At 37.3% G+C, this 12,661-nt stretch carries 13 protein-coding genes; 12 read left to right on the top strand and 1 reads right to left on the bottom strand.

The genetic code is table 11. The features are described from left to right. Nucleotides 1-25: 25 nt before the first annotated feature. Nucleotides 26-2,200 carry an RICIN domain-containing protein gene (locus tag BUE24_RS15700; RefSeq protein WP_073317687.1) on the bottom strand — a complete coding sequence of 725 codons (2,175 nt, stop codon included), beginning with the start codon at nt 2,198-2,200 and terminating at the stop codon, nt 26-28. Between the two features lie 663 nt (nt 2,201-2,863). Here BUE24_RS15700 and BUE24_RS15705 point away from each other — a divergent pair. The 12 genes from BUE24_RS15705 (at nt 2,864) to BUE24_RS15760 (ending at nt 12,554) form a co-directional block, all read left to right on the top strand. Beyond that, nucleotides 2,864-4,591: a tetratricopeptide repeat protein gene (locus BUE24_RS15705; RefSeq protein WP_139242022.1), complete on the top strand. Its 1,728-nt coding sequence runs from the start codon at nt 2,864-2,866 to the stop codon at nt 4,589-4,591. Between the two features lie 77 nt (nt 4,592-4,668). Continuing rightward, entirely contained in the window at nt 4,669-5,148 is a 480-nt protein-coding gene (locus BUE24_RS15710; RefSeq protein WP_073317693.1) for a hypothetical protein, read from the top strand. A 56-nt stretch (nt 5,149-5,204) separates the two neighbouring features. Next, on the top strand, nt 5,205-5,762 hold the full coding sequence (gene ruvC / locus BUE24_RS15715; RefSeq protein ID WP_073317696.1) for a crossover junction endodeoxyribonuclease RuvC: 558 nt from the start codon (nt 5,205-5,207) through the stop codon (nt 5,760-5,762). 5 nt (nt 5,763-5,767) lie between these two features. Beyond that, the gene (gene hemW, locus BUE24_RS15720) at nt 5,768-6,901 is read left to right on the top strand and encodes a radical SAM family heme chaperone HemW (protein WP_073317699.1); all 1,134 of its coding nucleotides are present in this window, start codon (nt 5,768-5,770) and stop codon (nt 6,899-6,901) included. A 19-nt stretch (nt 6,902-6,920) separates the two neighbouring features. Then, nucleotides 6,921-7,706 carry a class I SAM-dependent methyltransferase gene (locus tag BUE24_RS15725; RefSeq protein WP_073317702.1) on the top strand — a complete coding sequence of 262 codons (786 nt, stop codon included), beginning with the start codon at nt 6,921-6,923 and terminating at the stop codon, nt 7,704-7,706. Between the two features lie 9 nt (nt 7,707-7,715). Continuing rightward, a complete protein-coding gene (locus tag BUE24_RS15730; RefSeq protein ID WP_073317705.1) occupies nt 7,716-8,468 on the top strand; it encodes a cyclase family protein in 753 nt (250 codons plus the stop codon). Beyond that, nucleotides 8,465-8,821 carry a DUF4260 domain-containing protein gene (locus BUE24_RS15735; RefSeq protein WP_073317708.1) on the top strand — a complete coding sequence of 119 codons (357 nt, stop codon included), beginning with the start codon at nt 8,465-8,467 and terminating at the stop codon, nt 8,819-8,821. Before BUE24_RS15730 ends, BUE24_RS15735 begins: the two co-directional genes overlap by 4 nt. A gap of 1 nt (nt 8,822) precedes the next feature. Further along, the gene (locus BUE24_RS15740; RefSeq protein ID WP_073317711.1) at nt 8,823-9,443 is read left to right on the top strand and encodes a DUF4230 domain-containing protein; all 621 of its coding nucleotides are present in this window, start codon (nt 8,823-8,825) and stop codon (nt 9,441-9,443) included. Further along, complete coding sequence (locus BUE24_RS15745) at nt 9,443-9,856, top strand: GNAT family N-acetyltransferase (RefSeq protein WP_073317714.1); 414 nt, start codon at nt 9,443-9,445, stop codon at nt 9,854-9,856. The genes BUE24_RS15740 and BUE24_RS15745 overlap by 1 nt, the downstream gene beginning before the upstream one ends. Then, a complete protein-coding gene (locus BUE24_RS15750) occupies nt 9,853-10,212 on the top strand; it encodes an MmcQ/YjbR family DNA-binding protein (RefSeq protein ID WP_073317717.1) in 360 nt (119 codons plus the stop codon). The genes BUE24_RS15745 and BUE24_RS15750 overlap by 4 nt, the downstream gene beginning before the upstream one ends. A gap of 105 nt (nt 10,213-10,317) precedes the next feature. Next, the gene (locus BUE24_RS15755) at nt 10,318-12,093 is read left to right on the top strand and encodes a MutS-related protein (protein ID WP_073317720.1); all 1,776 of its coding nucleotides are present in this window, start codon (nt 10,318-10,320) and stop codon (nt 12,091-12,093) included. Nucleotides 12,094-12,170: 77 nt separating this feature from the next. Beyond that, a complete protein-coding gene (locus tag BUE24_RS15760; RefSeq protein ID WP_139242023.1) occupies nt 12,171-12,554 on the top strand; it encodes a hypothetical protein in 384 nt (127 codons plus the stop codon). The last annotated feature ends 107 nt before the right edge of the window (nt 12,555-12,661 follow it).

A 12,661-nucleotide genomic window follows, 5' to 3' on the forward strand; every position in this document is an offset into this window, starting at 1 on the left:
TCTTTTCCTTATTTTAAATTGATGTTTATTCTTTGATTAATTGCAGTTTTGACTTACCGGCAATAGAAATAATGTAAACTCCAGTCTCCAGAGAGGAGATCGAAATCAATTCCTGATCTGATTTTGCAATTGTTGATGAAACAATTTCTCCAAGCAAGTTGTACACGATAATTTCTTCTCCTTTATATTGCCCCATAATGGTAACAACATCTTTTGCCGGATTAGGAAAAAGCCCTACGATTCGGTCCAAAGTATCATTTGACTTACTGGCATCTGCCGGAACTATTTTCCATTTCTGATTGGCGTTTGTAGTACTGAAATCCCATATCTGCACATTGGCATTGTTAGCACCTCCAGATCTGTCCAGACCCGATTGTAAACAATGTAATGGTTGTAAGGAATATGAATTATTACCGTTAGCTATCACTTTCCACTTTTTATGATTGTCGTTAGCATCGGTCCAGGTGGCTACATTTTCACCATCTCCACAACGTGCATACGGTACTTCTAAAAATCTACCCGTACCCAGATTTTTGATGGTATATACATTGTCTCCAAGATGTGCAAATGTCCATTTCTGGTCATTAAAATTTCCAGGATCATGCATTCTTGCACTATGATTTTCTAAACCTCTGGCCAATATCCTTTGATTGTTTACTGACGAAGCAATAAAATAGGTTCCATTTGCTATGAGTTGAGGATTGGCAGAAACTACGGTTACATTATTTACCTGATCGTTATCCAATGCCTGTTGCCAGTTCGTACCTGTTGGGCGTATATGTGCTTTGTAGGCATAACCTACACCAATAGCTGGAGAAGATGGTAAAGTAACGGTGATGGGTTGCACCCCGTTTCCTTTGGAAACCTTTTCCACTTTACTAGCTACCCAAGCGTTGTTTTTCCAGAAGCTCACTGCTATTTCTCGTTCAGCAGAAGCGCTGTATTCCATATCAAAAGTATATGCACTAGATGGATTAATCGTGGTAGGCGCATTCTTGAATGCTACTTTGTCTTCAAAAACTACTTCATTTTCGACAGTAACGTTATTGACCTGATCGCGATCCAAAGCTTCTCGCCATGTAGTGCCTACCGGACGAATATGAGCTTTATACACGTATCCAGATCCTGCTACGGGTGGAGAAGGTAAATTTACTGTTATTGCTCTTGTTCCCTGACCTTTTGCTACGGTTACTTGTTGTTGTGCTATCCAATTGTTTGCAGACCAAAACTCTACTACGATTTCTCGATCGGTAGATGCCTGATAATCCAGGTTGAACGTATAACTGGATTGTGGAGTGATAGTAGTTGGTGCATTATTAAAAGCCACTGTATTTTGTCCAGAGCCTCCATTATCATCTACAAGCTTGTAGGTACGTACCCAATCGTAATAGGTAGTTCTGTTTGCAGCAGTATCGTTCATTCCATCCTGACCTGCTTTTGGAGGATTCCAATCATAAGTTTCGGTTACCAATCTCAAATACATCGGTAAATCAAAATCTGCTGGTGGTTTTATCTTATAAACAAATTTTCCGTCTAGGTAAAACAAAACCTCATCCTTGCTTTTCCACCAGGCTCCATAGGTATGATATCCTTTCCACGAAGGTTCTCCTAAACCAGCTTTACCCCCTTCTTGTCCTACAGGTGTATTATTACAAGCGGTACCACGGCTGTGCGTGTTTGAATTCATGTTCCTAATGGTGTTATTTACCCAACTCGCGCCATTAGAATTAACTCCAACAGTTTCTGTGATGTCAAGTTCGGTTACCCGTACATCACACCCCGAACCTTCGTTACGTTTATTAATGAGCCAAAATGTTGAGGACATAAAGGTTTTGTTGGCTTTCATCCTACATTCGTAATACCCATAGGTTTGACTTTTTAGCGCTCTTACCAATGCGCCTGCATGAGTATATCGATTGCCATTTACAGTTTCTGGAGATGATAATTTGTATGCGGTAAATTGTAATGATCCATCTTTTACTTTTACAGCATTTTGCTTAAAGATTCCTGGTGGTCTTCCTATCCAGGTGGATACATTTATTGCCCATTTCGAGGTATTTAAGTTGTTTCCGTTGAATTCGTCGGAGAGTGCTTCTACTTTTTCCCATTTTTTACCATTGGGAGGTGTTGGTTGTGCTTGAATTTGCAAAATACTTACGCAAAAGATAAGTACTGCAAAAAAGATTTCAATGCGTTTCATGACTTTTGGTTTTAACAGTTAGTTTTGTTCTGTAACATATGTTATTCTATCTGTTTTTCAGCGGGTTACAAAAAAACAGAATAGTATTGGGATTCATATATAAAAAGCTGCAAATCAATGTTTTGTAGACAATAGATTTCCTCAAAAATTATACACTTTTCCCATATAAAGGATTATGGTAATACACTATGAACTGTAATTATTTATTCCTGTACAATTGTGGTGATCAATGCTCAAATTGATAGTAAAATGAGCAAGAAGCATTTTATGGATCACAAGGGAATATGCCGTTAATAATTCAGAATAAGTATTAGATATTTTACCACTCACTTTTGAGTGAACAGAACGAAGATTTTTTGACGACTGACTATGTTTTGGTATTATCATTTTCATTTTAGAGTTTGCGTTAGATGGTGTGGTTTTCGAAAATTTTGATTTTGTGAGTTTTAGGAGTTCATATTTTAGATTTATTAGGTTAAATAGAATATTATCAAGTTTTTATCGTTAGTTTTTGTAACCAAACTGTGTTTTTAAAGAACGTCGGTTTTCTATTTTATGGAGGGTACATATGGGGTACATTCAATAAAAAAAGAATACATACGGCGTACTATTTTTTAAAAACAATGTTATTACACAATTCGTCTAAACTAACCACTCAAAAAAGTGAAACGCTTAACCTACTACACCCTCATCTTTTTATGGATGCATACCTATCATATGGTCCATTCTCAAGGAGCTACCAATCATGAGCTTCAGATCAAACAAATCGATAGTCTTTTCGAAATCGCCAATCAGGATCTTATTGGTAACGGAGATGTTTTAAAAGATTTAATCCAACGTTCTAAAAAAGCCAACTATCCTAAAGGAGAAGTTCGCGGTCTGGTCAATCTTGGTGTTTACTATATGAATAATGCTATGAATGACAGCGCGAATGTGGTGTTTGAAAAGGGCCAAAAACTCATTCAAAAGCATCCGGATCTGGAGTTTGTACTCTCTTATATCTATAACAACAAAGCCACGATTTTAACCAATCAGGACTTGCATTACCAGGCACTAAAATATTATCACAAATCACATAAGATCAATTTGAAACGAGGTGATCAAAAAATGGCGATGATCATTAAAATGAATATTCTAACCTGTCACCTTGCTCTAGGTGAACCGGATAAGGTATTGGCCTATTCCAAAGAATTAATACATGATTCTATTGTTGTCGCCCAGGAAGATTTGAAATACAAGTTGTACACCAACATGGCTATGGCTCATTTTGATAAAAAGGAGTATCGAAACGCCATCAACTGGTGGGATGCAAACCTCGAAACGATAAAAGATACAGATCAGATCGGAGAGATCAGTTACCTCTTAACCTCTATTGCAGATGCACACCGAAGCTTAGGAGATTATGACATCGCTTTACAAAAAGCATTAGAAGCCAAAAACATTTTGGAATCCAAACCTGAATTAAGTTCTTATGCGGCGGTTAATGCATTGGTATTAGCCAAAATTTATAATTCTCTGGATAATCCCGATGAAGCCATAGTATATTTTGAAAAAGCAGTACTAAAAAACCCAGATGACCCTATGGACATCGCATTTGCCTACAAAAATCTGGCTGCGATCTATAAACGAATGGAATCCTGGGAAAAATCCATGCAGTTTTATGAAAAACACGGGGTGCTGATTGATAGTTTATACAAAAACAGAAATGAAGATATCGCCAAAATCTCTGAGGGTAAATTTCAACTTTTGGAAGAGGAGCACAAAAATGACTTGCTCACCAAGGACAACGAAATCTTATCCTATAAGAATGACAAACAAGAGTGGTATATTATTTCGCTTGCAGTAGGCTTGTTTAGTGTATTAGTTGTTTTCTTATCGGTAATACTTTATCAAAAATATGCCAAAAGCGAACAAGAAGTAGAACTACTAAAAGAAAATGAGAAAAAAATCCTTGAACAACATTTGCAGAGTCGAGAAGAAGAATTTTTGGCCACTATGATATCTGTAAATGAGCGATTGAACAGGTTGACCACTATCAAAAAAATCCTGTCCACGGCAATTCGATATAACAACAGAGAAGAAATCATCGAAGCCGAAAAACGATTAGATAAATTTATTTCTTCTACTTCAGACCTTACCGTCTTAAAGGATCGTATAGAATCCCAATATCCAGGTATCACGGCCCAGATCAACACCCGTTTCCCAGAGCTATCCTCAAACGATATTAGACACTGTTTGCTTATGAAATTAAACTTATCGATCAAAGAATCTGCTCAATTATTGAGTGTGTCTACACATGCTGTAAAAATGGCCAGAAAGCGACTGAAGAAAAAAATGAATATTCCAGAAGATATCTCACTAAAGGATCACTTACAAAATGAAATTGCTTAGACATTCTTTTTCAAAAAAATGAGTTTTTATACTCTTAAAAAATACGTAGTTTGGTCGTCTGAAATTAGTATCAGGTTATGAGCTGGAGAGTTATATGGATCGGTGTATTGTTTCTTGGGTTATTATCCTGCGATAGCTTTGTTCTTAAAAAAGAGAATAAAGAGGACATCGTAAAGGATAGACTCAATAAATTAAATTGGCACGATGTCGAACAGCCTCCTTTCTTTAATTCTTGCAAAAACAGAGCAGAGGAAGAATTGGAAATCTGTTTTCAACAAACCATCACACAGCATATACAAGAACATTTGGCCAAACAATCTTTTTCGGTAAATACTGCCATAGAAGACACCATTTGGATACCCCTGTTGATCACCAAAGACAGTGAAATTCTACTACAGGATTTTGAACTACCCGATATTATTATTTCTGAGATTCCTAATCTGAAAGACCTCTTAAAAGAAGGCATTTCTACCTTGCCCGAAGTAGCTCCTGCCCATACGCGTAGTACTCCTGTAACGGCATTGTACAAGCTTCCTTTGGTAATTCGTATCAATTAACACCTGTGCTACTAACGAAATGCGTAGTTTTGTAGGAAACAAAAGCATTTCTGAATTTGAGTAGCGAAAAAATTATACTTGGTATCGATCCCGGTACAACAATCATGGGGTTTGGGCTGATTAAAGTTCAAAATAAAAAGATGTCCTTTTTACAATTGAACGAACTTCAACTAGGGAAGTATGACGATCATTACCTGAAGTTAAAACTTATTTTTGAGCGTACCGTAGAATTAATAGACACCTATCATCCTGACGAAATTGCAATTGAAGCCCCTTTCTTTGGTAAAAACGTACAATCCATGCTAAAACTAGGTAGAGCTCAAGGAGTGGCCATGGCGGCTGGATTGAGCCGAGAGGTTCCGATTACTGAGTATTCTCCTAAAAAGATCAAGATGGCGATTACTGGAAATGGTAATGCGAGCAAAGAACAGGTGGCCAAAATGCTTCAAAATCTGCTTCATATCAAAACGTTACCCAAAAACCTGGATTCTACCGATGGACTAGCTGCTGCGGTTTGTCATTTCTACAATATGGGTAGAGCAGATATTGTTGGTAAAAGCTATACAGGATGGGCTGCTTTTGTCAAACAAAATGAAGGGCGAATCAAAAAATAAACAGTATCAGCGGTATCTACATACATATTCCTTTTTGCAAGCAAGCTTGTCATTATTGCGATTTTCATTTTTCGACTTCGCTAAAGAAAAAGGATGAAATGGTGGACGCCTTGGTTCATGAGATCATTTTTCGAAAATCAGAAATAGGAGATGCCGAAATCCACACCATCTATTTTGGAGGAGGTACTCCTTCTATCCTTTCGGTAACAGAAATACAACGTATTATCGACTCAATCTATGCACATTATACGGTTATCGAAGATCCTGAAATTACCTTGGAAGCAAATCCAGATGACCTTTCAAAAGAAAAAATATTGGAACTAGCCGATAGCGCTGTAAACCGACTTAGTATTGGTATACAATCTTTTTTTGATGAAGACTTACAATTGATGAATCGAGCACATAATAGCCATGAAGCTTTGGATAGCCTAACCATGGCCTGCGAGAAGTTTCAAAACATCTCCATCGATTTGATTTACGGCATCCCCAATATGTCTATCGAGCGCTGGCAGCAAAATATTGATAAAGCTCTGGAATATAATATCGCACACATCTCGTGCTATGCACTTACCGTAGAACCCAATACCGCACTGCCCAAGCTCATTGCTAAAGGAGAAATCCCGGCAGTAGATGATGACCTGGCCCAGGAACATTTTGAATTTTTGATCACGCATCTGGAGCAACATGGTTTTGTACATTATGAACTATCAAACTTTGGAAAACCCGGATATTTCAGTAAAAACAACACTGCTTACTGGCAAGGTAAACCGTATTTGGGCATAGGCCCTTCTGCTCATTCGTATAACAAAAAGCAACGAAGCTGGAATATTAATAACAACACCAAATACATACAGGCGCTACAGCAAAATAAACTTCCTGCAGAAATAGAAGATCTAAGCATTACGGATCAATACAATGAATATGTAATGACTGGACTACGCACAATTTGGGGGGTTTCTCTCAAAAAAATAGCATCCGAATTTGGTAAAAAGTATTGTGAATATCTACTGCTACAAGCTCAAAAACATATCGAAGAACATCTCTTGTTTTTGGATGATGACACTTTACTGGTAACCAAAAAAGGAAAGTTTTTGAGTGACGGTATTGCAAGTGATCTTTTCTTAGTAAATTTAGGCTAACTTCCAAAGCACTGGGGCTATGACAGAAAAATATGATATCATTGGGGTAAACTATAACGCTACCCGAAAAGCAGATCCTTATCTTTTTAGCAGATTACATGCACTACTTGATCCAAATCCAAATGGCACTTATTTGGATATTGGATGTGGCACTGGAAATTACACTTCAGAATTTGCTAAAAAAGGATATCAGTTCATCGGGATAGATCCTTCTTCCGAAATGCTGGAAAAAGCAAAACGGCAAAACGCCAACATCTCCTGGAAAATGGGTAAAGCAGAGCATATTGAACTTCTGGATGCAAGTGTAGATGGTATTGTAGCCAGTTTAACCCTGCACCACTGGCAGGATTTGATGCAAGGGTTTTTAGAACTGCATCGTGTGTTGCGACCCAAAGGACGAATCGTCATCTTTACAGCTACGCCTAAACAAATGGAAGGCTATTGGCTGAATCATTATTTCCCAAAGATGCTTGAAGATTCGATGGTGCAAATGCCAGCCTACGATCTGATCTCTTCTTGCGCTGCCCATACAAATTTAAACATTGAGAGTACCGAAAAGTATTTTATCCAACCTGATCTGCAAGACCTGTTTTTGTACTCAGGAAAACACAATCCTAAATTGTATTTTGAACCTGGAGTACGATCGGGTATCTCTTCTTTTTCTTCGCTCTCTAATGCCAAAGAAGTAGAAGAAGGCTTGAATACGTTGCAACAGGACATCACCTCTGGCAAAATAAAGGAGATCATAAAAGAGTATCAAAATGAAGATGGAGATTATTTGTTTATGACTCTTACCAAATCTTAGTATGTATTTATGATTACAACGATTACCTATAAGAACAAACCGTATACTATTGATCTTACACAACCTCTGGATATTTCAATTCCGATTAGAAATTCAGAAGAGAATGTAAACGCATGGTATATCGAAGGACCTACAATTGCGCCTGTTACTGACAAGGATTGGGTAGGTAAAGTATCTGAGGGGGCTTCGACCAACTTCAATACCATTACCTTTAATCCACATAGTCATGGGACTCATACCGAGTGTGTAGGGCATATTTCTTCAGAATTTTATAGCATTGATGAGGCGCTCACCACCTTCTTTTTTAAGGCCGAAGTTATCTCTGTACAGCCTATATCACAGGGAGATGATCATTTGATCACCAAAGATATGATTCGGGCGGCAATAACTTCCGAAGATAATCAGGCACTGGCGATAAGAACGCTTCCGAATGCAAAAGATAAATTACAAAAACACTATTCGCACACCAATTGGCCCTATTTTACCGAAGACGCTATTATTTACATACGAGAAAAAGGTATTACCCATTTATTAGTTGATTTACCTTCTATCGACAAGGAAAAAGATGAAGGAAAATTACTGGGGCACAAAGCCTTCTGGAACTATCCCGAAGCGATCCGACATGACGCCACGATTACCGAATTTATATTTGTCCCAGATCCTATTGAAGACGGAACCTATTTTCTGAATCTTCAGATCGCTGCCTTCGAAAATGATGCAACACCTAGTAAACCGGTACTGTACAAAATACAAAACTTATGAAAACAACACTACAATTAGAAGAAATTGCGATGATGGGACTGGGTATTTATCTTTTTAGCCTGCTTCCCTATTCCTGGTGGATATTTTTGGTATTGTTTTTGGCACCGGATATTGGTATGATAGGCTATCTGATCAATAATAAAGTTGGTGCTGCTATGTACAATATTTTTCATCACAAAGGATTGGCGATTGCATTGTATTTGGCAGGTGTCTATCTATCCAATGATATACTTTGTTTGTCTGGGACTATACTTTTTGCACATTCGGCTTTTGATAGGATTCTTGGATATGGTCTAAAATTGGAAAAAGGTTTTAAATTTACACACCTAGGAGAAATAGGTAAAAAAAATTAGTATGGAGTTATTATTTATTGGGCTTTTGGGTGGTGCCATTCTCGCCTATCTTATTTTTTCCAGATTTAGTGCTGTCAGAAACAAATCTGCTATAAAAACGCAATCCACTGTTCTTATGGAAAAGATCAAAAGCGTTTGCAAACTGGTTACTGTAGAAGGTGATTTTGCAGAGATTTATCATTATGAAAGCGTAAAAGAAAAATTCTTTAAGCTCCTTACAGGCACAAAAAAAGCCTTGATTCTTATCGATGCCAAAGCCTATGTAGGTTTTGATTTGTCTAAAGTAAAACTAGAAAGTGACACCAGAAACAAGCGGATTATTTTAACTCGATTTCCGCAGCCTCAACTCCTTACGATTGAGACTGATTTTAAGTATTATGACAAGAAAGAAGGATGGCTAAATCCCTTTACCTCGACCGATCTTACAGAACTGAATCAGGAAGCCAAACAATTTATCAAAGATAAAATCCCAAATAGCGGATTGATGGAGGCTGCCAGAAAAGAGGCACTAACCGCAATTTCGCTAATGGAAACTTTGGCCGAATCCATTGGCTGGTCGCTGGATTATTCGGCTTTGGAACTCGAAGACACATATCACGATAAAAAAACATTAAAAGAATAATGGCAATAGAGATCTCTACCGATACCGATAAGCTGGATATCGATGTGATATATCAGTTTTTAACCCATTCGTATTGGGCCAAAGGCAGAACCAAAGCACAAGTACAACAAAGTATAGAGCATTGTCTTAATTTTGGAGTATACCTGGGAGGGCAACAAATTGGTTTTGCTAGAATACTAACAGATTACACTGTTTTTGCCTACGTAATGGATGTTTTTATTCTAGAGGAGCACCGCAAAAAAGGCTATTCCAAAACGTTGATCAAAGCTGTTGTAGAACATCCCGATTTACAAGGAGTAGGACGATGGATGCTGGCCACCAAAGACGCTCATGGTTTGTATCGACAATTTGGCTTTGAAACGATTGAAGATCCATCGTTTTGGATGAACAAATTAATACCAAAACAATCATGAATAATGTAGAAGCATTTAGAGACTATTGTTTGTCTAAAAAAGGAGTTACGGAAGAGTTTCCGTTTGACGAAACCACCATGGTATTTAAGGTGATGGGTAAAATATTTGCGATTACCGGTTTAGAGCGTATTCCTTTCAGTGTAAATCTGAAATGTGACCCAGACAAAGCCCTAGAACTGCGTGAATACCATTCTGAAATTATCCCTGGGTATCATATGAATAAAAAACATTGGAATACCGTAGATTTTACTGGCAGCTTATCTCCTCAACTACTATGCGAACTGATCGATCACTCCTACACCCTGGTAGTAAACAGCCTGACCAAAAAACTGAAAAATGAACTCGAAGCATTGTAACTCATAACAATAGGTTACATTTGTCGTTTATCTATTGCATACGGATTGTAACAAACTGCCCCAGTTGTTGTACTTATACAAACACGAATAGTTTTATAACACATAATGAGTATCCCAAAAGAATTTTATAGTGCTCAAATTGCACTACATCATACATCATTAAAAAAAGTAAAAAAACAGCTTGCGGTATCCAGCACGATCCGATTATTGGTTTTTCTGGCAATAGCGGCAACGATTTATCTGGGGTATCCCAATACGCAAATCATTTTGGGTGCCATAGGGATTGGGATTGTTGTTTTTATCTTTTTGGTAAATCGACATACAGACTTGAGTTATACCAAAAGGAAACTTGAAAAACTGATCCAGATCAATCAATTAGAGCTGGATGTTTTTGATGGAGATGTAAGTCGACTTTCTTCTGGAAAAGAGTTTATTGATACTACGCATCCTTTTAGTCATGATATTGACTTGTTTGGAGATCGCTCCTTCTTTCAGTATGCTAATAGAACCACTACCGAAGCTGGAACATCTATGCTTGCGCAAAGTTTGACGGCAAATACTATAGATGCTATTCCAGAAAAGCAAAAAGCGATACAAAACGTATCAAAGTTGGCCGAATGGCGACAAGATTTTTGGGCAACTGCCTCTCTGGTCCAGGTCACGGTCCCTATTGCAAAAATCCAAAAATGGTTGGATGGGTTTACTCCTTTCCTACCCAAAATAATGCGGGTGTTGCCTGTTATTGTTTCTGCAATATCAGCTATTTTGGTTGTCCTATTATTTCTGAATATCATCACCCTACAGGTATTGGTCTTCTGGTTTTTTATTGGTTTGGCGATTACAGGTACACAAATCAAAAAAATCAATGCCTTATACAACGATGCAAACAAAGTAAAAGACACCTTTGAACAATATTATAAGCTGGTTAGTAAAATCGAAAATACCGAATTTGAAGCTACCCTACTCAAAGAAAAACAACAACTGGTGATCAGCGAAAAAGAAAAAGCTTCGCAGACCTTAAAACACTTTGCCAGTATCCTTAACGCTTTTGATCAACGTAACAATATGATGTTTGGGGTTTTAGCGAACGGATTATTATTGTGGGATATCATACAAAGCTATCGTATCGAACAATGGATCGCTAAAAATCGACATCACGTAAGCCAATGGTTTGAAGTAATTGCCTTTTTTGATGCTTATAATTCTTTAGGGAATTTTGCTTTTAACCATCCGGATTATGTATATCCGGAAATTACCGAAGGAGCACATATCATCAAGGCTCAACAGCTAGGACACCCAATGCTGGCCACTGCAAAAAGGGTGGATAATGATATTACTATCTTAAAGGAGCAATTTTTTATCATTACCGGAGCCAATATGGCAGGGAAAAGTACTTTTTTGCGTACGGTGGCCCTACAAATCATGATGTCGAACATTGGATTACCCATATGTGCTACTTCTTGCGAGTACAATCCTATAAAATTGATATCCAGTATGCGCACCGCAGATTCTTTGACGGATGATGCTTCGTACTTCTTTTCAGAATTGACACAGCTCAAAAAGATAGTTGATGCCCTGGAGCAGGATGACTACTTTATCATTTTGGACGAGATCCTAAAAGGAACCAACAGCAAAGATAAGGCTGCGGGGTCTCGAAAGTTTGTCGAAAAACTAGTTGCAGCCAAAGCAACGGGTATTATTGCTACACATGATCTGAGTTTATGCGAAATTGCAGAAGAACTGGATCAGGTACAAAATCGATTTTTTGATGCTCAAATCGTGAATGACGAATTGTATTTTGATTACAGGTTTAAAGATGGTATCTGCCAAAATATGAACGCTTCCTTTTTATTGAAAAAAATGGGGATAGTGACGTCTTGATTTGGTTTACTATATTAGGGTCACATTTTGTACTGCTTTGACATATATATTAAATGTTGTACATAAGTTTAAAAGAAGTGACTAAATTCAAAATCTTAATATTTATCGGATTTTTAATTTCGTGCAATAAGGAAAAAACGGAATTTGGAAATGCAGAATTATCACAAAGAATAAATCTAATTGAAATAACCGATTTAACAGAAAATTCATCTGATTTTGACAATGATACTCTGAAAATTATTGGTGACTTACATCTCGAATTGGAAAATAAAGGAATTTTCAGCAAATCAGGTAAAATTTGGATAGACTCCTTTAAACCAGCTACTGAACTAGATACTGTATGGAAAAAAATGAACGGAAAGACGGTTGAGATAATCGGACTCTATAAAAGTGGAAAAACTGGACATTTAGGACTATATAATGGAGAGTTTAAGGAGATATACTATATCAAAGTGAATTAAAAAAATCTATGCACAACAACCTATATGTGATTATAGCAACGAAGTGATCAATCGATTGGTCTATGTATTTTTTTAAAGGCGTAATGCTTGCAAAAAATAAAAGCCAT

This window comes from Aquimarina spongiae (assembly GCF_900141785.1).
In the GTDB taxonomy this organism is placed as follows: Bacteria; Bacteroidota; Bacteroidia; order Flavobacteriales; family Flavobacteriaceae; genus Aquimarina; species Aquimarina spongiae.